This is a genomic window from Vibrio sp. Vb1127 (assembly GCF_033338735.1).
Classification (GTDB): domain Bacteria; phylum Pseudomonadota; class Gammaproteobacteria; order Enterobacterales; family Vibrionaceae; genus Vibrio; species Vibrio alginolyticus.
The window spans coordinates 49,644-70,951 of sequence record NZ_JAWOTF010000004.1 but is presented as its reverse complement, the minus strand read 5'-3'; the positions used below and the strand labels follow the sequence as shown (position 1 = coordinate 70,951).

Genomic DNA, 21,308 nt, shown 5'->3' with positions numbered 1-21,308 from the left:
TAGGTGACTCATGTTAAATGATTATCCATGGCTACAGCCAATATGGGATAACCTCAAAGTAGGGTTAGAGTCGGACAGAATACCAGGTGCGCTTTTATTACAAAGCGAGCAGGGCTTGGGCATCGAAAAACTTATCGAGTTTTTTAGCCAAGCACTTCTTTGCCAAAATTACGCGAGTGAAGCATGCGGTTTTTGTCATAGCTGCCAGCTAAATCAATCTCAAAACCACCCTGATTTACACTGGATCAAGCCAGAGAAAGAAGGAAAGGCGATAACGGTGGACCAAATTCGCGCTTGTAACCGTCTAGCTCAGGAATCATCTCAGCTTAATGGTTACCGCCTATTTGTAATAGAACCGGCGGACTCTATGAACGAGTCGGCATCGAATGCGCTGTTAAAGACGCTAGAAGAGCCTGGGGCAAAGTGCTTGTTTTTGCTCGTTACCCACAATCAGGAGCGTCTGCTCCCAACGATTCGTAGCCGTTGCCAACACTGGGTTGTTGCGCCTCCGTCAGCGGAACAAGCGATGCAATGGATGCACGAACAAGGGGCGAAGCAAGTTCCTGCTTATGCCTTAAAACTGAATATGGGCTCTCCAATAAAAACATTGGATGCGTTAAATAATGGTGAGCTCGAAGCTTACTTGGCTTTTGAACGCAGTTTTATTAAGGCAATGTCTTCGCCTGTTTCAGACGTTTCTGAGTGTGCTTCTTTAATCGCTAAACACTCAGAGCAATCATTAGACTGGGCATGGTATTTACTGACAGATGCTCAGAAAGCGCAGTTTGGTGTATCAGAAGCTCAAATGCTTCCGGGCGCGACAAAGTTTCAACCGGACAACTATAACGGTTTGTACTCATCAGCGAAGGCGCTGATGAACCTGAAAGCTCAGGTGCAAGCCTTTCCTGGCCTGAACCTTGAACTACTATCAATGAATTGGTTAATTGAATCACGAGAGGCATTATGTTCGTAGATTCTCATTGTCATTTAGACAAATTGAATTACGACGATCTCCACATCAATGTGGAAGACGTTATTAACAAAGCTAAACAAGCAAACGTAACTGAGCTACTTTCTGTTGGAGTAACGCTGGATTCTTTCCCGAAAATGATGGAAATGATCGAGCCTTATGACAATGTTTATGCTTCGTGCGGTGTGCACCCACTTGATGTTGAAAGCGACTTTTCGATGGACGTATTGCGCCACCATGCGTCGAATGCAAAAGTCGTCGCTATTGGCGAAACGGGTTTAGATTATCATTACAAGCCCGAAACGGCCGCGTTACAGAAAGAGCGCTTTGAGCAACACGTTGATCTTGCAGTGGAGCTCAACAAACCTTTAATTATCCATACCAGAAACGCACGTGCGGATACTCTAGATATTTTGCGTAAGGGTGGGGCAGAGAAATGTGGTGGTGTTATCCACTGTTTTACAGAAGATCTTCCATTTGCTGAAGCTGCACTGGAGCTGGGGTTTTATATTTCTATCTCGGGGATTGTTACTTTCCGTCAAGCTACAGAGTTAAAAGAAGTGGTGAAGACTCTACCTTTAGAGAAGCTTCTTATTGAGACAGATTCTCCTTACTTGGCTCCTGTCCCTCATCGTGGCAAAGAGAATCAACCCGCTTACGTTGTCGAAGTCGCTTCTTATATTGCGCAACTCAAATCGTGCTCTCTTTCTGAAGTGGCACAAAAAACCACCGAAAACTTCCGAAATCTTTTTTTGTGATGAAAAAATAATAAGAGCATAAAAAAGGAGCTTAGGCTCCTTTTTTGTTGATAAAAACAACAGATACGCTCACGAGTTTAATGTTTACTAAAAATGTTGATTTAATAACATTCAAAAATCACAAATGTAATTTTGTTACTAAAAATAACATTGAGGCGTATTTTATTTACGCCTTAAAATTAATTATATAAATAATTAATTCTTTATAAAACAGTAATATAAGTGCAATGCAAACCTTTTCATCGGCTGTTTTTGGGTGTGATCCAAGACTTGTTTTGAAACTAAATTTCGTAACTGTGTGGAAAGTTTGAGGGTCATCAATATATATTTAGAGCCGGAAAATATAATGCAGTTGTGGTTACATTTTCATTGGGTGCTAACCTTTAGGCTACGGGGGTGTGCCGTTAGTGCCCAAATAATACTTATAAATTTATCAGGAGCATAAACATGTTTAAGAACCTTTTTGCTAACCTGCAAAAAGTTGGTAAGGCTCTGATGCTTCCAGTATCAGTTTTACCAGTTGCAGGTATTTTATTAGGTGTGGGTGCTGCCCATCTAAGCTTTATTCCAGAGATCGTTTCTAATCTTATGGAACAAGCTGGTGGTTCAGTATTCGGCCAAATGGCACTTCTATTTGCAGTAGGTGTAGCGCTAGGCTTCACTAACAACGACGGTGTTGCAGGTCTTGCAGCTATCGTTGGTTACGGCATCATGACGGCAACGCTAGGTGTAATGGCGGGCGTTATGGGTGTTGAGAAAATCGATACAGGTGTACTAGGTGGTATCCTTGTCGGTGGTGTGGCTGCTTGGGCATTCAACCGTTTCTTCAAAATCCAACTTCCAGAGTACCTTGGCTTCTTCGCTGGTAAGCGCGCAGTGCCAATCATCACTGGTTTTGCTGCGATCATCCTAGGTGTTATCCTTTCTGTTATCTGGCCACCAATTGGCGGTGCAATTTCTGCATTCTCTGATTGGGCTGCACACCAAAACCCACAGCTAGCATTCGGTATCTACGGTGTTGTTGAGCGCTCTCTAATCCCATTCGGTCTACACCACGTCTGGAACGTACCGTTCTTCTTCGAAGCAGGTTCTTGTGTTAACGCTGCCGGTGAAGCTCAAAATGGTGTACTAACTTGTTACCTAGTTGCTGATGAAGCATCTCGTGCTGCTGGTAATGGCTTCGGTCAGCTAGCGGGTGGTTACATGTTCAAGATGTTCGGTCTACCAGCTGCAGCAATCGCAATTGCTCATTGTGCTAAACCAGAAAACCGTGCAAAAGTAATGGGTATCATGGCGTCAGCTGCACTGACTTCATTCCTAACTGGTATTACTGAGCCAATCGAATTCTCATTCCTATTCGTTGCTCCACTACTATACGGTATCCACGCTCTACTAGCTGGTTCTGCATACATCGTTTCGAACACTCTAGGCTTTGTACACGGTACTTCTTTCTCTCACGGTCTGATCGACTTCCTAGTTCTATCTGGTAACGCTCAGAAGATGGTGCTAATGATTGCCGTTGGTCTAGTTTACGCAGTAATTTACTACGTAGTGTTCCGTGGTGTAATCACAGCGCTTGACCTAAAAACACCTGGCCGTGAAGATGAAACGGAAAGTGCAGCTGTAACTTCTGGCTCTGATATGGGCGGTGAACTGGTTGCAGCGTTTGGCGGTAAAGCTAACATTACTGGTCTAGATGCATGTATCACACGTCTACGTGTAGCAGTTGCAGATACAGCAGCTGTTGACCAAGACAAGCTAAAACAACTAGGCGCTGCTGGTGTTGTAGTTGTAGCTGGTGGTGTACAGGCTATCTTCGGTACTAAGTCTGATAACCTAAAAACTGAAATGGATGAGTGGATTCGTAACCACGGTTAATCGCAGTCATTCATAGTAATGCATAAAAGGAGGCTTCGGCCTCCTTTTTTAGTTCCTATTTTATTAACTGACAGTTCCTTTTTAGTGTGATCCTAAACTCATCTTTACTTTTGTCAGCTTTTTCATACATCGAGCTTACCCATCGTTGACATATTGATATGCCATTATGTTTGAATAGCGAATAATGTTTTTTTGAATAATTGATAACGTGTATGAAGAACAAATTCACTTTAGTTTTGGGACTAGTTTCTAGTACGGCAATGGCGGCAAGCGAGCCAACGGATCTATCAGTTGGTATGGCTGTCGATCAACAATTAAGTGTTGTTGTAGAGTTAGATAACAAATATCGTGGCATTATCGGAAACGATGGTATGGCGTTTGATTACATCGCTAAGCGTGGAACATTCGATCAAAACATGCCTGTGACTTGGTATGTCGGCGTTGGTGGCTGGTATGAATGGGATGACGAGTTTGGTGTGAGAGTACCACTTGGTGTGAACTGGGATTTATCACGCGGCTGGGACCTTTATGGTCAAATACACCCAGAGCTAGATCTTTACAAAGGTGCTGACTTGCAACTTGGCGGCGCCGTTGGCATCAAGTACAGTTTCTAGAATTGAACTAATGTATGTATAAAAAAACGCCGGTAACTACCGGCGTTTTTATGTGGAACTTAACGTTCTATTGTTTATCCATGGCTCGCTTGATGCAAACGGCAGCGCCGCCCCAAGTGATACCTAAACCAATAACCATCATAATAATTGCGCTGATTGTCATTTTGCTGTCTCCTTGTGGTTCACTGCGTTGATCACTAGACCAAAGATAAAGAGTGCGGCGATAAGTGCCCAGCCTAAAGTTAGATCATAGCCACCGTAGCCTTCAGTAATTAGGGCGTATAGCTTGGTCGCTAAGATAATGGCGAGCATGATTGGTGTAACGAAGCGTAAGCAGATCTCGAACCATTGACCAACAGAGAAATCAGAGCGCTCGTTAACGTAATTACGTACTTCTGGCACGCGCTTCAATAGCCACGCCATCAAGACAATCTCAACCAGACCACCAACCATGATGCCAACGTTGTTTGCAAAGTGGTCTACTAGATCGAGTAGCAGCAGACCGCCATTGGTAGCAAACGCCATAGAGACAACGAAGCCAATACCAATCACAACATTTGCAGCTTTTTTACGGCTCCACTTCAGCTTGTCGATAATGGCTGAAGTTACGGCTTCCATAATTGAAATATGCGAACTTAGACCCGCAACCACCAGTGCAAAGAAGAACAGTGGACCAAGAATATATGGGGCAGGTAGTAGGTTAATTGCCGCAGGTAAAGTAACAAAAGCCAAGCCAACGCCTGCAGATACCACCTCTGTTAACGGCTTACCTTGCTCTTGAGCCATGTAACCCAATACTGAGAAGATCATGATGCCGGCTAGGATCGAGAAGCCACAGTTGATCAACACAGTCATAAACGCGTTATTCGTTATGTCCGACTTTTCTGGTAGGTAGCTAGAGTAAGCTAGCATGATGGCGAAGCCGATACTTAGCGTAAAGAAGATCTGACCATATGCCGCTGCCCATACTTTCACATCCCAAATTTTGCTGAAATCGGGTTCGAACATGTAGTTCACGCCATCTAGAGCTCCTGGCAAGAAAATCATACGTCCGATTAAGAAAATCACCATCAAGAATAGGATTGGCATCATAATTTTAGATGCTCGTTCAATTCCTGATTTCACGCCTTTGGCAATAGCGGTGTAAGTAATTGCCCAAGCAATCACCATGGATAAAGCAATCTTCCATTGAATACTGCCTAAGTCTGTTGGTGAGTTGTCACCTAGCTTTAGGTATTCACTAAAGAAAAATGCGTTGGTATCGGTTCCCCAACCTTGAGTGAACGACAACCCAAAGTAAGAAATCGACCAACCGATAACAGCCACATAGTAAACGGCAATAACTGCAGCCACACCAACTTGGAACCAGCCAAGCCATTCAAATTTAGAATGAATTTTCGCAAGTGTTTTTGGTGCCGAGCCTCGGTATTTTTGTCCCATACTGAACTCAAGGATCATAAATGGAATACCGGCAGTGATCATGGCAAAAATGTAAGGAATAAAAAATGCGCCGCCACCGTTTTCATAGGCCATGTATGGGAAACGCCAAATGTTTCCCAAACCGATAGCAGACCCAACTGCTGCTAAGATGAATCCCGCCCGGGATCCCCATTGTTCTCGCTTCATATTTGACTCCTATAAGACTCCCTGAGGAATGAAGCTCTCTACGTAACACAGTAATAATTGCGCAAACAGTTGGAAGAAAGGACCGCTGTTATCCATCAGCTTTTCTATCCTTAATTCTAACTTATTATAATTTTATAGAGCTATATTCTGTCTACTGTAAGAGAAAGTAGATTATTAATCTTAAAATTTTGATGTGTGTTTGATAAAACTGAAATATTTATCTGTTTTCACTGATCAGACTAACTTCTAATAATACTTAGCGCAATAGAATCTAAATGTTAATTCAGATACGTTGTCTGGTTTTAATCTTGTTAAATTTGAGTTTGATTGTGGTTTTGTGTGGGTAGGTGGTTGTTTGTCTGGAATAAATGACTGGGATCTAATAATTGCTTTGGTGTTTAAGACTATTTTGATTAATTAGGGCGTACGGCTATCTTTTGTGCACCTATCTAGATGATGCTTCGTTACTTTGCCAAACAATGGTGTTTAGACGATATCCTTTATCGGCTCTGTGCAGGACTCGTTCAGCGTTCTTTGTGACGAGTCCTACAAAGGAACATGCATAAAAATTAGAAGCGGAAACTAAAACCGACATTTGATTGGAATTGGTTCATCCAATCAGTATCGAACTTAATGATACAGTTTGAGCCGTCATTAGGTAGATTGCAGGCGCCAGATGTATCGTTATCAACGACCGTTCCTAACCATCTCAGTTGGGCTGTTAATGCAAAGTTCTTTGAAAATTCATATTCCAGCCCTGCAAAAGCGCTAGCCGAAAATCCGTATTTTTTGTCTACCCAATCCACATCGGCATAAGAAGCGCCCAAACCTACACCGATATAGGTTTGCCAATTTTCTGCGACAGGATAGTACATGCTGCTTTGGAAGTGCAGATAATGGATATCTGCTGAGTTGGACAGCTTTTCAAGTTCCGTCGATTGATTGGAGTAAAACAATCCGATCCTTCCTTTTTCTAAGGGAGTCTCGACTGAAAGAGCGTAGTTCACTGCGGGGTCGAGATCGTATGTATTACCACTTTCATCCTCTACTTGGCCGCCTCCTGTATAGCCTATGTATGGTGTAACGATGATATTCGCTTGTGCATTGATAGCAGTACTCATCATCATGATTCCTACTAGCCAGCTGAGTTTTTGGTTCATGCCCTATCTCCTTATTATGACTAAGCTAATTGTGATGGGTTAGTCAAAATTGCGCGACTAAATTAAGCAAATCTTGAACATATTTCACACCGGTGTTATTAATTTGTTACATATTAAGGAGGTGTTTATGGAACACGATCTAAAATCCGCATTAATCATTGTGGTGACTGTTTTTGCAGTGCTTTTGTCATTTGGCATCATTGCTATTACAACAGCTTAAGATAACCACTTTTACCAAACGTTTTAACAAAATGGCGTGAGCCTATGATACGTAACAGCGGTATAATCACAGAAAGCCATGCAGAGCTTGATGTAAAAGTTTATGAGCACTTTAGGCATGGTAAAACTGCTTTAGTCACGCAAGGTGGAGGGCAGAGAGGGATTTTTACCGCTGGCGTTTTAGACGCCTTTTTACTTTCCAACTTCGATCCTTTCGATGAATTCTATGGCACCTCTGCCGGAGCACTTAACTTATGTTCTTACTTGTGTCGTCAACATGGCATGGGCAAAGCTTTTATTACCGAGCTGACAACGTCTCCTGAATTTTTTAATCTGTTTCGCTATATCCGAAAGCAGCAGTACTTAGGTTTAGAGTGGGCATTAGAACGGATTCAAGATTTCCCATACAAGCTTGACCTTGATTTAGGTCGCAGTGCATTGGGAAAACGAGGAGCGTTTGCTGCGGTAACGAATATAGAGACGCTATCAGATCAATATCTACCAATCTTGGATGACTCGTGGTTTAACACTATGCTAGCGACATGTGCGATTCCCAAGTTGTACCACGGACCTGTCGACGTAAATGGCAATAAGTTTGTTGATGGCGGCGTGTCTGCCTCTATCCCTGTTCAAGAAGCGTGGCGTCAGAATGCTCGCAACATTATTGTCATTCGCACAGAGCCGTTTTCAGAGATTGAAGCGAGAGCCCAAAGTGAAGTGGGGGATGTGCCTGTCGAATGGTATCGAGAGTCTATCAACTCAGTACAGCAATCATGGCAGCAAAAAGTGAATCAGTGGAAGCTGGATTGGGCGTCGTTCTTCCAACAAAAAATTAATGCAGCACATCAATCGAAGCTTGCAGGGAAAATGCTGTTAAATGGAGGTCGTTGGTTGTTCGGTGCCGATAACTTGTATCGTTTAAGTCATCTGATTGGTGAGAATTTTGATTCAGGTTTAGCCGACATGCTGATGATTCATTATCAAACATTTGAGCTCACTCAGGCCTTTATATCTGCTCCACCTGACGACACTTTTATTTTACAAGTTGCGCCTAAAGAGGGACTTCGTTCTTCTTCTTTGTTAAGTGACCAAGAGTCACTAGAGCATGACTATCAACTTGGGCTTCAAGCTGGGTTTAACCTAGTTCAACTCTATGACCAGCTGGATGTTGAAATTGATGGTAGAGAGAGTGCATAAACCTTCTTACGTTCACGATGTGCGCAATATACAAAGCATATAAATAAGGCTCCATTTTCGGAGCCTTATTTGCGGGTTCTTGTGGTTAACTCCGGTTAGGTATAACGACTACGCTTGTAGAATGCGCATGCAGTTGGTTGAGCCAACAACATCCATTACATCGCCTTGAGTAATAATGACTAAATCACCTTTGTGCAAGAACCCTTGCTCTTTAAGGCTAGTAATAGCTGCTTGAGCCGTTGGTAAACCCGCATCACTTTTTGACTCGAAATATACAGGTGTCACGCCTCGGTATAATGCTGCTCGATTTAGTGTCGATTCATTCCGTGATAAGGCAAATATTGGCAAGCCAGAGCTTAAGCGAGACATCATCAACGCAGTCCTGCCGGACTCAGTTAACGAGATCATCGCTTTAATTCCTTCCATGTGATTCGCAGAGTACATGGTTGCCATTGCGATGGTTTCTTCAGCGGTTTCGAAGGTTCTATCTAAGCGATAGGTTGATAGACTTGCCTCCGACATTTTTTCTGCCCCCACACATACTTCGGCCATGGATTTGACCGTTTCTACAGGATATTTACCTGCAGCGGTCTCTCCAGAAAGCATCACCGCGTCAGTGCCGTCTAGAACCGCATTGGCCACATCCATCACTTCAGCACGCGTTGGCATTGGGCTAGTAATCATGGACTCCATCATTTGTGTCGCAGTAATCACGATACGGTTTAAACTGCGTGCGCGGCGAATCAGTTTTTTCTGGACACCTATGAGCTCAGGGTCACCGATTTCTACACCAAGGTCACCACGTGCAACCATCACTACATCGGATGCGAGAATAATGTCGTCAATAGACTCATTGGTCGCGACGGTTTCTGCTCGTTCGACTTTAGCCACTAACATGGCTTCAAGGCCTGCATCTCTGGCTAAGCGTCGAGCGTAATGCATGTCTTCGCCGTTACGCGGGAATGAAATAGCAAGGTAGTCTACTTGAATTGCTGCGGCGGTAAGAATGTCGGCTTTATCTTTCTCTGTGAGCGCATCGGCTGACAATCCGCCGCCTTTTTTGTTGATCCCTTTATTGTTGGACAGTGGACCACCGACAATCACACGGGTATGAACTTTATTACCCTCTACTTTGGTAACTTGCAGCTGAACGCGTCCATCATCGAGTAATAAAATGTCATTTGGTGAAACATCTTGCGGTAGTTCTTTATAATCTAACCCTACAGATTCTTGATTGCCTTCACCTTTTGGTAAATCACTATCTAATGTGAATTTATCGCCCACATTCAAAATGACTTGGCCGTCTTTAAACGTTGATACACGGATTTTAGGGCCTTGTAAGTCACCAAGAATTGCAACCTGACGCCCAAGTCTTGCTGCAATGGTACGGACTTTGTTCGCACGTTGAATGTGGTCTTCACTGGTTCCATGTGAAAAATTCATACGGACAACGTTTGCACCGGCTTTGATGATCTCCTCAAGTATATTGTCCTTATCCGTTGAAGGACCCAGCGTAGTGACAATTTTTGTTCGTCTTAATTTGGAAGTCATAGATTCTCCGATGAATGTGTGTGTACAGGTAACTTGAACTCTATCCTTACTTTACGCAATCGCTCTCAAGGTTAGCCTCGTTGCTGAGCCCACACCTTAAAGCTACTTGAATATAAGTATATGCACAGAATGTTTACATTAAGAGTAACCCCGGTAAAACAGACAGATATTCAACAGGCAATGGCCTTATTGATAAAAATACGCTGCTTTAAAGGCATTACTTCATAATTTAGTGAATAAAAATAAGTTATTTTTCAAACAATTTAACAGGAGTAGATTCTTCGTTATTTGATTGAATACACAAACAAACAGGTTTATACGTGATGCTTGTCACGGGGATTTATTAATTCACTTCACAATTAGTTCGCAAAGTAAAAAAATTGTCCCGTTATAGAATTTCGGAGTGCAAGATGTACATGGCTCAACCGGGCCATATTGATCATATCAAACAGGTCAATGCTGGTCGTGTATATAAACTAATTGACCTAAAAGGTCCTATTTCTCGAATTGATTTGTCCAAGCAGAGTGAGCTTGCTCCTGCTAGTATCACCAAAATCACTCGAGAATTAATTGAAGCGCACTTGATTCATGAAACGACAGTACAAGAAGCGACGAGTCGTGGTCGACCTGCTGTCGGTTTGCAGGTCAATAATGAAGGCTGGCAATTTTTGTCAATGCGTTTGGGGCGAGGTTATTTAACCATTGCTTTGCATGAGTTAGGCGGTGATGTACTGATCGATACTAAAATCGAGATACACGAGCTTGATCAAGACGATGTGCTTGAGCGCCTGCTTTACGAAATTGATGAATTCTTTCAGACTTACGCGGATCAACTTGATCGGGTTACCAGTATTGCCCTTACGCTGCCTGGTCTCGTGAACTCAGAGCAAGGTGTCGTTTTGCAGATGCCTCATTACAATGTCGAAAATCTTGCTCTTGGACCAGAGATATACAAAGCAACGGGCTTGCCAGTTTTCATTGCCAATGACACGCGAGCTTGGGCATTAGCAGAAAAGCTTTTTGGTCATTCTCAAGATAATGACAACTCCGTTCTTATCTCTATCCACCACGGTTTAGGTGCGGGCATCATTCTGGATGGGCGCGTTTTGCAAGGCCGTCACGGTAACATTGGTGAACTCGGGCATATTCAAATTGACCCAAATGGAAAACGTTGTCATTGCGGCAATATAGGCTGTTTGGAAACCGTTGCCAGTTCTCAGGCAATTCGTGAAGAAGTCGTAAGACGAATCGCTGATGGCGAAGACTCTATTCTTGCTAAACAAGAGGAAATGAGTATTGAGAGCATTTGTGAAGCCGCTGCAAACGGTGATCCTTTGGCCGTCGATGTGATTGAAAAACTTGGACGCTACTTAGGCTCTGCAATTGCTATTGTGATCAACTTATTTAACCCTGAGAAAATCTTGATCGGTGGTGTGATTAACCAAGCAAAAGATGTGCTTTATCCTGCGGTTCGTCGCTGTATCGAAGAACAGAGTTTACCTGTTTATCACCAAGATCTTGAGCTGGTGGAGTCTCGTTTCTATAAGCAAGCCACAATGCCTGGTGCCGCGTTGATTAAGCAAGCGTTGTACGATGGTCAACTATTGATGAAGGTTGTGGAAGGTTAAGTACTTTTTAACATGATGATGTGCCTGGCTGTTGAGACTGCATTTGTAGGTGATTTAGGGTGAGACTTAACGGCTCACCCTTTTTGATCGCCTATTACTAGAAAGGGAATTTGAGTTATGTTGCATTGCTATATCTGCGCCATTCATGTAATTTCCTAAAAAGCTCAAGTAAATAAACAAAATGGCTTTCAATGTGCTGCGTGACTTTGCGTCTGATGCAAAGAGAAGTAATACGCTAAAACTGTTGTACTTTAAAGCTGTGCTCGAAAAGCCAAATATTTTAAGGTTATTTGGTTATATAACCTTGCTGTGTCTGTACTGATTTCGAGTAAAATAAGAATTATCCATAATTTAGGTAGTAGTATGTCCGGAGTGTTAAATACGGTTGACCAGCGTACAAACTTGGTTGGTGAAAATCGACTAGAGCTTCTGCTGTTCACTTTAAATAGTCGCCAATTATTTGCGATTAATGTGTTCAAAGTGAAAGAGGTCATCAAGCTTCCGCCGTTAACCAAGCTCCCAGGATCGCACTACAATATTCGTGGGGTTGCTTCTCTACGAGGTGAAGCGGTACCAGTGATTGATTTACGAGGCGCAATTGGTTTTCCTGCTTTACGTGGTGAAGCGGAAGAAGAAAATTTGATCGTGACAGAGTACAACCGCACGGTGCAGGGCTTCTTAGTCGGTCCGGTTAAAAACATTATTAATACGGCATGGACTGAAATTCAGCCGCCTCCTTCCACGTCTGGTCGCTCGAATTACCTCACGGCTATCACGCAAATCAAAGAGGGGGATGCCTCTCAAATTGTCGAAATTATTGACGTTGAAAAAGTTTTAGCAGAGATCGTACATTACGACGTGACTATCTCGGAGGACATTCTCGATCAAGAATTGGCCCAAGCAATGGTCGGGCGTAATGTTCTGATTGTGGATGATTCCTCTACAGCTCGTAATCAAGTTCGCGATACGCTTTCTCAATTAGGTATGAATATCATCGAGTGTCGTGACGGGCTAGAAGCGTTAACGGTTTTAAAACGTTGGTGTGATGAAGGTAAAGATGTAGAAAAAGAGCTGTTGATGATGATTACGGATGCTGAAATGCCTGAAATGGATGGTTATAAACTGACCCATGAAGTGCGCCAAGATCCACGTATGTCTAAGTTGTTTATCACATTGAACACTTCTCTGAGCGGTAGTTTTAATGAAGCCATGGTACAAAAAGTAGGCTGTGATCGCTTTATATCTAAATTCCAACCGGATCTGCTGGTTGAAGTTGCTCAAGACCGATTACGCCAGATGCTTTCTAAAAGTGCATGATTAGATCTAGTGAAATCAGAGGGAGCGCACCTCTCTCTGATTTTTAACATCTCTCTCCTTAATTCCTCTGTACTAATGGAAATCCCGAGATTTACTTTGTAGATTGTTCAAGTAGTGCGTGCAATCAATCAACTTACCAGCAATAACGTGCGTGACTTCTCCCTCTCTTTCAAGAATGCCTTTCACCATTAATACTTTAGCGCCTAAATACGCTTGCTTTTGGGCTCGTGCTGTCGCTTGCCAAACGACCACATTAATGTTGCCCGTGTCATCTTCTAACGTAAAAAATGTCACGCCAGCGGCGGTGCCTGGAGATTGTCTTCCTGTTACCACACCTACCACTGTGACCAGTGACTTATGCGGTTTCTCTGTCAGTTGCCTCATGCGGGTAAAGTGAGGGAGTTTGCCCGTTTCTTCTAATAATTTAATTGGATGGCGGCTAAGAGATAGTCCCGTGCTTGCGTAATCCTCAACTAAATTTTCATATTCAGAGGGTCGAGTCTGGTAGCTAACATTGGGTTCTTCGACCTTGTGAAACAATGGTAGGTCAGATAAGGAATCCATTGCTGCCCAGCGAGCGTTATAACGATTTCCCGATAAGGCCTGAAATGCATTGGCTGAAGCCAATAATTCAATGTCACTTCGGCTTCTTAATACCTGCTTTACTTCTTGAATCGATCGGTAACCATTAAGTGGTTTGCGCTCAATAAGCCTTTGTGCGCTTTCTGCGTTAAAGCCTTTCACCAAGCGAAAACCAAGTTGCACGCCGAGCCTGCCATTCGGACGTGAGACGAGATGATGTTGATATTTTGAATGATTGACGCACACCGGCAATACTTCGACGCCATGTCGGTGAGCATCTTGTACTAATTGCGATGGGCTATAAAATCCCATTGGTTGGCTGTTCAACAATGCAGTGTAAAATTCGGCTGGGTAATAATATTTTAACCATGCAGAACAATATGCCAGCACTGCGAAAGACGCTGAATGACTTTCAGGGAAGCCGTACTCACCAAAGCCGCAAATCTGATCGAAAATGCGCTCAGCAAACGCTAAGTCATAACCTCTCTCTTGCATACCATTGATCAGTTTTGGTCTGAATTTAGCGAGATCGCCATTCTTTTTCCATGATGCCATCGCTCGACGGAGTTGATCGGCCTCGCCGCCGCTAAACCCTGCGGCTACCATGGCTAGCTTGATGACTTGCTCTTGGAAAATAGGGACGCCCATAGTCCGCTCAAGAACGCTTTTTACTTCTTCCGATGGATAACTGACAGGCTCTTTGTGATCTCGTCGTTTTAAAAAAGGATGCACCATATCACCCTGAATAGGGCCTGGACGAACAATTGCAATTTGAATCACTAAGTCGTAATAACAAGCAGGCTTTAGGCGAGGAAGCATGCTCATTTGTGCACGAGATTCAATTTGGAATACGCCTATCGTGTCAGCTTTTTGGATCATGCGATACACGTGTGGATCATCTTGTCGGCGAGTGATTTCGGAAATAGAGAGGGATCGCTGGTGATGTTTCTCGACCAGCTGAAAGCATTTTTTGATGGCGTTTAACATGCCGAGTGCGAGCACATCGACTTTTAGTAGCTTCAAGCTTTCTAAATCGTCTTTATCCCATTGAATGATAGTGCGATCTTCCATCGAGGCATTTTCAACAGGTACCAACTCATATAAAGGGCCAGATGAAATTACAAAGCCACCTACGTGCTGAGATAAATGGCGTGGGAAGCCAATGATCTCGTTGACCAATTGGATAAATTGCTGCCCTTTGAGAGATTCTGGTTGTAAGCCAAGTTCAATAATTTGAGCTTGCCAGCCTTGGCTGCGATCTCGGCGATTAACGTTCTTAATGAAAAAATCTAATTGGGTCTCTTCAATCCCTAGTGCTTTACCGACTTCACGCACGGCACTTTTAAAGCGATAGCTGATCACTGTTGCAGCAAGTGCTGCACGCTCACGGCCATATTTTTTGTAAATATACTGGATAACTTCTTCACGGCGCTCGTGTTCAAAGTCCACATCAATATCCGGCGGTTCCTTACGTTCTTTACTGATAAATCGTTCGAATAAGACAGCGATTTGTCGAGGATCGACGGCGGTAATTTCCAGGCAATAACACACCACAGAGTTTGCAGCGGAACCTCGCCCTTGGTAAAGAATGCCTTGCTGTTTCGCGAACATTACGATGTCGTGAATAGTAAGGAAGTAATAGTGGTATTTCAGCTCTTGAATAAGCGCCAGTTCATTCTCGATGGTTTGATTGACTTCTGCGGGCACGCCTTCAGGAAAACGCAGCTTTTTACCGCGTTCGACCAACATACGTAAGTAAGAGTCGGGTGTGTAACCATCTGGGATCAGCTCGGTAGGATATTCGTATTTTAAATCGGAGAGCTTAAACTCGCATAAATCGGCGATGTAAGTGCTTTCTTCCAGCCATTCTGGTTTGTAAATCCGAATCAACTTTTTAAAAGGACGAAGTGCTCGCTCAGTATTCGAAATACGATCAAAACCGAGTTTATCGACGCTACACCCATGCTTTATAGCAGTAAGTACATGCTGTAATGGCAAGCGTTCAACATCATGCATGAGAACGCCTCCGCAGGCAGTTATAGGTAATTGAAATTCATGTGCTAACTGCTCGCAGTGCGCAATGTATTCAGTATCGTTGTTACTCAAATGGCGCTGAATCGCTACCCACAAACGATTAGCGTGGTGTTGATTGAGCCAGCGCCCCCAATAGTGATCACTCTCTTGATGTGTGGGCAGCCACAATACCAAACAATGTCGAACCGACATCAAATCCCATTCGAACAGTTGATAGTTGCCTTTTTCACTGCGTCTCCTTGCGTTTGTGATGATACGACACAACTCGGCATAAGCCTTGCGACAAGGGCAAAGCAGTACGATTTGGCATTCATCATTTAACCAAAACATACTTCCAACGATTTGTTTGATATCGAGTTTATGTTGTTCGATGGTTGCATGGGCTTTGACAACGCCCGCGACTGAACATTCATCCGTTATAGCTAGAGCTTGATAGCGATAGAAAGCAGCTTGGAGTACCAGCTCTTCTGCATGAGAAGCCCCAGTCAAAAAAGAGAAGTTAGACTGACAAAATAGTTCCGCGTAACTCATAATGACCCAACAAAAATAACTGTCGATTTAACAAAAATAGCCATGAAGAAACCAGTGCTTGTGCTGATCGCGAAATATCCATAACCAGCGGCCTTGCTTGGTGTGTGCAATGTAGTAATCACGCATGATCTCATCACCATCCCACCACCCAGAAACTATTCGCTCAGGTCCGTGGACCAAAGAAACTTGCTCTTGCAATACAATGGGAGTCGGTAATTGCATTGCTGGGCGTAGTATGGATGGTATGGCGTGCCCCTTTTCATCCGGAGCATCAGCAGGGCGATACTGACTGGCCTTTTCTGGTCTAGGATCGCAAGCAATATTGGGTTTTAAAACGGCACTTTTTCCCAATTTAGCTTGCAGTAAAGAGAGCAGCTCTAAAGCATTCATGTTTCCTTTCTGCCCAGCAAAGAGATCGCGTGATGCACTAAGAGGCTCACCTTGACGGATGACTTTTAACGTTAGCCCTGTGACTGGGCCATTAAGCGAGAGTGATTCTAAGCTTAAACTCGCTAACTGTTGCCAACGCTGACATAGGTAATCACCTTGCGCAGAAGTGAGTTGAAGGTGTTGCTCTTGTTTCTCACGCTGGTGGAGTGTTAAACACAGTTCAAAAGCGACCTTATCTCTTAATTTAAGAAAGGTTTCGAGTTGACGAAGTAATTTGGCCAACGGCTTTTCAATCCACTGAACGTTTTCGATCTCAAACAAGAGCTCTAAATAAACTTGGAAGGATTCGGTAGGGTGATAAAAGTCGACAGGGTGTTTAAACTGCCCAGTCAGTCGACCAACGTAGTTCACCAAATCGATATCAAAGCGTCGTGCGATGTCTTGCAATGGCAGTTCAAGCAGGTTTTGCAATGTGGTGACACCTACACGTTGTAACTTCTCTACGGTAGCGTTTGATAAATCTGTCAGTTTTAACGGTAGTGGTGATAAAGCTTTTTGTATGGCAGATTTGTCTTCACTGATGACGTTCGCTCCTGATATTGCCATCAATTTGGCAGCAAAAGGCGAAAAACCACATCCGAATTGAAAACTCAGTTTCAGCTCCGATAAGTGAGCTCTGACTTTATTCCAATAGTTTTCAAGCCCTTCATACAGAGCGAGCATTGGAGTAGCACGCAGTAAAATACCTTGGTTTGGCATCAACACAACGTCAGATGTGATCAAATACAGCCATTGAGCAATTTCTTGTAACTTGCTCCATTCGGTGTGCGGATGATAAGGATGCACTTGTAAATCTCGACACAAGGACGCAGCACTGCCTAGGCCCATACCTGGTTTAATGCCTTGTTGTTCGGCAATCTCGTTGTATTGAAGAATCTGGCAACGTTGGCTTTCGACAATCACCACGGGTTGTTCTTGGTTATCACCAAAGAGTGCGTCTAGCTGCAGGCGAGGGAAGTGCAAGTAAATCCACAGAGCCATATCACTAACCTTGGTTCGCCAGTGGGAAATTGACCACAGTCGAGTGCACAGTTTCAGATGATGGTTTCACCAGTTGCGGGTAATGGTGTTGGAAGCCGATACTAACGCTACCTCTATTCCAGCCTCCTTTCCTTTTCAGCACTTCAACATGAATCCCTTGCTCGTCGCCTTTCAGTTTTAAACTGAGTGACACAGGCAAAGACAAGCGGTTGATAGTATCTGTTTTAAGCATAAAGAGAGGGCAAGTACCTTGTTCACTCGCTACCTGTAAGCGTTTCACTTGATGTATTTCAAGCTCTTCTTGCCATAACAAAACATTACTGCATACCCCACTTTTCAGACATTGCTCTGCAGCCCAAAGAGCGTCTTTGGGGTGAGTTGGAGTAACGACCCACACTTGGTTTATATCCAACCCGATGTAGTGTAAAAACAGAGAATTCACTAGCGCAGGTGGTTGAATAAATGCGGTCACACCATTGGTCTGAGTGGCTTTTAAATAGGGAGCGAGCAAACGCAATTCACCAATACTACCAATAGATTCCATCTCCACTACACCATGAGGTGGAAAGCCTCCGCCGAGCAAATCATCTAATTCAGAAAAACCGGAACTAGTCTGCAACTGCTGAGGATCTGCTTTCGTTAAATTTGCTTGCCAAACAAGGTGTTGGCTTTTTAAGTTCTGAATAATATCTTGCATAATAAATACCTGTATATATGTACAGTATATTTCTGTGGGAGAAAGTCGCAAGATTTTTATGAAGAGAGAAATGAAAAAAGGCAGCGTTTGCTGCCTTTTCAATCGATTATGTGAGGTAACCTGAATGAGTTATTTACGCTTCGGTTGAGCGTCGATGCACTGACCGTTCACATCGGTAACCGCAGGATCCATTAAGTGCAAATATAGCGGCATGATATCCAGTGGCGTTTTGAGAGTATTCGCATCTTCACCCGGATATGCTTTTTCACGCATGCGAGTACGAGTGGCACCAGGGTTAATTGCGTTAACGCGGATCGGTGTATCACTCAGCTCGTCAGCTAAAACTTGCATCATGCCTTCTACGGCAAATTTAGAGATAGCGTATGGCCCCCAGAATGCGCGGCCAGAGTGGCCGACAGTTGAAGAGGTAAAGATAATACGCCCAGCTTCTGATTTACGCATCACAGGCAGTAATGCTTGAGTCATTAGCACTTCGGCTTTCACGTTGATCTGCATGATATCGTCGAAGTCTTCCTCTTTGATTTGATCAAATGGACACAGCGAACTCAAGACACCTGCGTTGTGTAATAGACCATCCAAGCGACCAAACTGTCCTTCGATTGTCTCTGCCATATCAATGTAATTCTGCTGAGTTGCACCCTTGAGATCCAATGGAATGATAGCAGCTTGTGGATAGCCAGCAGCTTCAATCTCATCATAGATAGATTCAAGGTTTTGCACATTTCTACCCAAGAGAATAACAGTTGCACCGTGCTCGGCATAAGAAAGCGCGGCTTGACGGCCGATGCCATTACCAGCGCCAGTAACAAGAATGACTTTACCTTTTAGAGCATCAGCTGAAACGGAGTAGTTCACGGCGATAAATCCTTATTATTGTAAGAGGGTCCATGATAGTTAATTGACGCTAAAAAACGCCTGTTTCTCAATGGAAAATCTTGGTAATCGTGACAAGATGGTTACAATACACCAATTCATGTGTTATACCAATTCCAGAACTTTCGTTAGGTATGCTATCAATCAGAACAAGTGGTTACAAACCGCGCTGCCTTCTCGCTGATGTTTCTGCGTAACATACTAACGTCATCTGAAATGAGATAAAGGAGCTCTCGTTGGAATTTTTATTAGATTATGGTCTGTTTCTGGCCAAAATTATCACGGTGGTTGCTGCGATAATTGTTCTGCTCATTATTGCAAAATCGGCTGGTGGCAAATCGGGTGCGGCGAAAGGGGAGTTAGAGATTACCAACCTTTCAGAGCAACACAAACAATCTGTTGAGCAGTTAGAGCATCATTTGCATGACGATGCTTTCATCAAGGCTCGAGATAAAGCCGTCAAGAAAGAAGAAAAAGAGAAGGACAAATCTCGCGAGAAAGAAATCAAACAAGCGAGCAAAGACGGTTCATTAGATAGCAAGCGTGAACCACACCTATTTGTTCTTGATTTCAACGGTAGCATAGACGCAAAAGAAGTCGCGTCTCTACGTGAAGAAATCACCGCTATTTTGGCTGTCGCACGTGAAGGTGATGAAGTGTTACTTCGCTTAGAGTCTGGCGGTGGTATGGTTCATGGTTACGGCCTTGCCTCTTCTCAACTGGACCGAATCAAAGCTGCGGGTCTTCCTCTGACCATCTCTGTTGACAAAGTTGCGGCAAGTGGCGGTTACATGATGGCATGTGTAGCAGATAAAATTGTTTCTGCACCATTTGCAATTGTGGGTTCTATTGGCGTTATCGCACAGATTCCTAACTTCAACAAACTGTTGAAGAAACATGACATTGAGTACGAACAACTAACAGCGGGTGAATATAAACGCACGCTAACGATGTTCGGTGAGAATACCGATAAAGCGCGCGATAAGTTTAAGCAAGAACTTGAAGAAACACATGTCTTGTTTAAAGACTTCATCCGTGAGCGTCGTCCTAGTTTGGACCTAGACAAAGTAGCCACTGGTGAGCACTGGTTCGGCACACAAGCGAAAGAGCTTGGTTTGGTGGATGACATTAGTACATCTGATGATATCGTTGTTGCGGCATGCAAAGATAAAACTGTACTTTCTGTGCATTATGTACAAAAGAAAAAACTGGCCGACAAGCTAGCAGGTGTGGCGGGTAAAGTCGCTGATAGTGTGATTTTAAAGTTAGCTGAGCGTGGTCAAAAGCCGATTGTTTAATCGAGCTTAAGTTCATGACATTTAAAACGGCGAGGGCGGAAGCTCTCGCCGTTTTTGTTGAACTTTATGTTTATTGATGAATCCAATTACGCATTAGGTGTAATGCTTTACACGACATTTTTCCTCGCTCCAAAGACTGATTACCCGTATAATGTGCGCCTCGAAAACCGAGCAAATTGCTGAAAAGAAACTATTGGTGGAGAAGAACATGTCCTCTCAAACTCCGGTTGTAACCGTAGATGGACCTAGTGGTGCAGGTAAAGGCACTTTATGTATGTTGCTGGCGAAAAAGTTGGGTTTCCAACTCTTAGATTCTGGCGCAATTTATCGTGTACTTGCACTCGCTGCGATTCACCACGGTGTCGACACCGAGTCAGAAGATGCTCTTGTCCCACTAGCAACACACCTAGACGTTCAATTTATCGCGGAAGGTGACTTAGTTAAGGTCATTCTAGAAGGCGAAGATGTGTCAGGGGAGCTTCGTAAAGAAGAAACGGGTATGGCAGCATCTAAAGTTGCGGCTTTGCCACGTGTTCGTGAAGCATTACTACGTCGTCAGCGTGCATTTGAGACCGCTCCGGGTCTGGTTGCTGATGGTCGTGATATGGGCACAATTGTATTCCCGAGTGCGCAAGCAAAAATCTTCCTTGATGCGAGTGCTGAAGAGCGTGCAAATCGACGCCTTAAACAGTTGCAAGAGAAAGGGTTAGATGTTAGATTTGCTGACCTTTTAAGCGAGATCCAAGAGCGTGACGACCGAGATCGTAACCGCCCAGTGGCGCCATTACGCCCTGCTGAGGATGCGCTTGTGCTAGATTCTACGTCGATGACTATCGACGAAGTAGTAGAAAAGGCACTACAATATATCGAATCGAAGCTAGCTGAGTAATAATACTCGACTAGGCTAAGAGCGTTGGTCGCAA

General features: G+C 43.7%; 18 protein-coding genes. 10 read left to right on the top strand and 8 right to left on the bottom strand.

Features of this window, described 5'->3' with window-relative positions:
* Positions 1–10 precede the first annotated feature (10 nt).
* From R7H07_RS08205 to R7H07_RS08190, 4 genes are all read left to right on the top strand, one after another.
* A complete protein-coding gene (locus R7H07_RS08205; RefSeq protein WP_054729226.1) occupies positions 11–973 on the top strand; it encodes a DNA polymerase III subunit delta' in 963 nt (320 codons plus the stop codon).
* The gene (locus R7H07_RS08200; RefSeq protein WP_054577648.1) at positions 964–1,728 is read left to right on the top strand and encodes a TatD family hydrolase; all 765 of its coding nucleotides are present in this window, start codon (positions 964–966) and stop codon (positions 1,726–1,728) included. The genes R7H07_RS08205 and R7H07_RS08200 overlap by 10 nt, the downstream gene beginning before the upstream one ends.
* 447 nt (positions 1,729–2,175) lie before the next feature.
* Positions 2,176–3,606 (top strand): PTS glucose transporter subunit IIBC, encoded by a 1,431-nt coding sequence (ptsG, locus tag R7H07_RS08195; protein WP_005372959.1) that lies wholly within the window; start codon positions 2,176–2,178, stop codon positions 3,604–3,606.
* Between the two features lie 212 nt (positions 3,607–3,818).
* Complete coding sequence (locus tag R7H07_RS08190; RefSeq protein ID WP_191116261.1) at positions 3,819–4,220, top strand: hypothetical protein; 402 nt, start codon at positions 3,819–3,821, stop codon at positions 4,218–4,220.
* Between the two features lie 67 nt (positions 4,221–4,287).
* Here the strand turns inward: R7H07_RS08190 and R7H07_RS08185 are convergent, their stop codons facing one another.
* From R7H07_RS08185 to R7H07_RS08175, 3 genes are all read right to left on the bottom strand, one after another.
* Positions 4,288–4,383 carry a MetS family NSS transporter small subunit gene (locus tag R7H07_RS08185; protein WP_005372963.1) on the bottom strand — a complete coding sequence of 32 codons (96 nt, stop codon included), beginning with the start codon at positions 4,381–4,383 and terminating at the stop codon, positions 4,288–4,290.
* Positions 4,380–5,846 (bottom strand): sodium-dependent transporter, encoded by a 1,467-nt coding sequence (locus tag R7H07_RS08180; RefSeq protein WP_206959652.1) that lies wholly within the window; start codon positions 5,844–5,846, stop codon positions 4,380–4,382. The genes R7H07_RS08185 and R7H07_RS08180 overlap by 4 nt, the downstream gene beginning before the upstream one ends.
* A gap of 569 nt (positions 5,847–6,415) precedes the next feature.
* Positions 6,416–7,006 carry an outer membrane protein gene (locus R7H07_RS08175; protein ID WP_047103413.1) on the bottom strand — a complete coding sequence of 197 codons (591 nt, stop codon included), beginning with the start codon at positions 7,004–7,006 and terminating at the stop codon, positions 6,416–6,418.
* A gap of 127 nt (positions 7,007–7,133) precedes the next feature.
* On the opposite strand from R7H07_RS08175, the gene R7H07_RS08170 reads away from it, so the two are divergent.
* Positions 7,134–7,226: a YnhF family membrane protein gene (locus R7H07_RS08170; protein ID WP_005372970.1), complete on the top strand. Its 93-nt coding sequence runs from the start codon at positions 7,134–7,136 to the stop codon at positions 7,224–7,226.
* Between the two features lie 44 nt (positions 7,227–7,270).
* Entirely contained in the window at positions 7,271–8,422 is a 1,152-nt protein-coding gene (locus R7H07_RS08165; protein WP_005372971.1) for a patatin family protein, read from the top strand.
* 108 nt (positions 8,423–8,530) lie between these two features.
* Here the strand turns inward: R7H07_RS08165 and pyk are convergent, their stop codons facing one another.
* On the bottom strand, positions 8,531–9,973 hold the full coding sequence (gene pyk, locus R7H07_RS08160) for a pyruvate kinase (RefSeq protein ID WP_005372972.1): 1,443 nt from the start codon (positions 9,971–9,973) through the stop codon (positions 8,531–8,533).
* Positions 9,974–10,383: 410 nt separating this feature from the next.
* Between pyk and R7H07_RS08155 the strand changes: the two genes are divergently transcribed.
* Positions 10,384–11,601 carry an ROK family protein gene (locus tag R7H07_RS08155; protein ID WP_005385828.1) on the top strand — a complete coding sequence of 406 codons (1,218 nt, stop codon included), beginning with the start codon at positions 10,384–10,386 and terminating at the stop codon, positions 11,599–11,601.
* A 363-nt stretch (positions 11,602–11,964) separates the two neighbouring features.
* Positions 11,965–12,918, top strand: a complete 954-nt coding sequence (locus tag R7H07_RS08150; protein WP_005372976.1) for a chemotaxis protein CheV — start codon at positions 11,965–11,967, stop codon at positions 12,916–12,918.
* A 72-nt stretch (positions 12,919–12,990) separates the two neighbouring features.
* Here the strand turns inward: R7H07_RS08150 and R7H07_RS08145 are convergent, their stop codons facing one another.
* The 4 genes from R7H07_RS08145 to R7H07_RS08130 all read right to left on the bottom strand — a co-directional run bounded on the left by R7H07_RS08145 (position 12,991) and on the right by R7H07_RS08130 (position 19,069).
* Positions 12,991–16,065 carry an error-prone DNA polymerase gene (locus R7H07_RS08145; protein ID WP_206959654.1) on the bottom strand — a complete coding sequence of 1,025 codons (3,075 nt, stop codon included), beginning with the start codon at positions 16,063–16,065 and terminating at the stop codon, positions 12,991–12,993.
* Positions 16,066–16,092: 27 nt separating this feature from the next.
* Entirely contained in the window at positions 16,093–17,496 is a 1,404-nt protein-coding gene (locus R7H07_RS08140; RefSeq protein WP_054729229.1) for a Y-family DNA polymerase, read from the bottom strand.
* Between the two features lie 4 nt (positions 17,497–17,500).
* The gene (gene imuA, locus R7H07_RS08135) at positions 17,501–18,193 is read right to left on the bottom strand and encodes a translesion DNA synthesis-associated protein ImuA (RefSeq protein WP_053306608.1); all 693 of its coding nucleotides are present in this window, start codon (positions 18,191–18,193) and stop codon (positions 17,501–17,503) included.
* 129 nt (positions 18,194–18,322) lie between these two features.
* The gene (locus tag R7H07_RS08130; protein ID WP_005372980.1) at positions 18,323–19,069 is read right to left on the bottom strand and encodes a YciK family oxidoreductase; all 747 of its coding nucleotides are present in this window, start codon (positions 19,067–19,069) and stop codon (positions 18,323–18,325) included.
* A gap of 254 nt (positions 19,070–19,323) precedes the next feature.
* Here R7H07_RS08130 and sohB point away from each other — a divergent pair, with 254 nt between their 5' ends.
* Positions 19,324–20,385, top strand: coding sequence for a protease SohB (gene sohB, locus R7H07_RS08125; RefSeq protein WP_206959656.1), 1,062 nt, complete (start codon positions 19,324–19,326; stop codon positions 20,383–20,385).
* Between the two features lie 208 nt (positions 20,386–20,593).
* Entirely contained in the window at positions 20,594–21,274 is a 681-nt protein-coding gene (cmk, locus tag R7H07_RS08120; protein WP_021033981.1) for a (d)CMP kinase, read from the top strand.
* Positions 21,275–21,308: the final 34 nt, after the last annotated feature.

What these genes read in the sequence shown, in the direction of transcription:
- R7H07_RS08175 (WP_047103413.1), bottom strand. Translation starts at nt 7,006, where the DNA reads ATGAACCAAAAACTCAGCTGGCTAGTAGGAATCATGATGATGAGTACT.
- R7H07_RS08200 (WP_054577648.1), top strand. Translation starts at nt 964, where the DNA reads ATGTTCGTAGATTCTCATTGTCATTTAGACAAATTGAATTACGACGAT.
- R7H07_RS08145 (WP_206959654.1), bottom strand. Translation starts at nt 16,065, where the DNA reads ATGAGTTACGCGGAACTATTTTGTCAGTCTAACTTCTCTTTTTTGACT.
- cmk (WP_021033981.1), top strand. Translation starts at nt 20,594, where the DNA reads ATGTCCTCTCAAACTCCGGTTGTAACCGTAGATGGACCTAGTGGTGCA.
- R7H07_RS08155 (WP_005385828.1), top strand. Translation starts at nt 10,384, where the DNA reads ATGTACATGGCTCAACCGGGCCATATTGATCATATCAAACAGGTCAAT.
- R7H07_RS08205 (WP_054729226.1), top strand. Translation starts at nt 11, where the DNA reads ATGTTAAATGATTATCCATGGCTACAGCCAATATGGGATAACCTCAAA.
- ptsG (WP_005372959.1), top strand. Translation starts at nt 2,176, where the DNA reads ATGTTTAAGAACCTTTTTGCTAACCTGCAAAAAGTTGGTAAGGCTCTG.
- pyk (WP_005372972.1), bottom strand. Translation starts at nt 9,973, where the DNA reads ATGACTTCCAAATTAAGACGAACAAAAATTGTCACTACGCTGGGTCCT.
- R7H07_RS08170 (WP_005372970.1), top strand. Translation starts at nt 7,134, where the DNA reads ATGGAACACGATCTAAAATCCGCATTAATCATTGTGGTGACTGTTTTT.
- R7H07_RS08140 (WP_054729229.1), bottom strand. Translation starts at nt 17,496, where the DNA reads ATGGCTCTGTGGATTTACTTGCACTTCCCTCGCCTGCAGCTAGACGCA.
- R7H07_RS08185 (WP_005372963.1), bottom strand. Translation starts at nt 4,383, where the DNA reads ATGACAATCAGCGCAATTATTATGATGGTTATTGGTTTAGGTATCACT.
- R7H07_RS08180 (WP_206959652.1), bottom strand. Translation starts at nt 5,846, where the DNA reads ATGAAGCGAGAACAATGGGGATCCCGGGCGGGATTCATCTTAGCAGCA.
- R7H07_RS08190 (WP_191116261.1), top strand. Translation starts at nt 3,819, where the DNA reads ATGAAGAACAAATTCACTTTAGTTTTGGGACTAGTTTCTAGTACGGCA.
- R7H07_RS08150 (WP_005372976.1), top strand. Translation starts at nt 11,965, where the DNA reads ATGTCCGGAGTGTTAAATACGGTTGACCAGCGTACAAACTTGGTTGGT.
- imuA (WP_053306608.1), bottom strand. Translation starts at nt 18,193, where the DNA reads ATGCAAGATATTATTCAGAACTTAAAAAGCCAACACCTTGTTTGGCAA.
- R7H07_RS08165 (WP_005372971.1), top strand. Translation starts at nt 7,271, where the DNA reads ATGATACGTAACAGCGGTATAATCACAGAAAGCCATGCAGAGCTTGAT.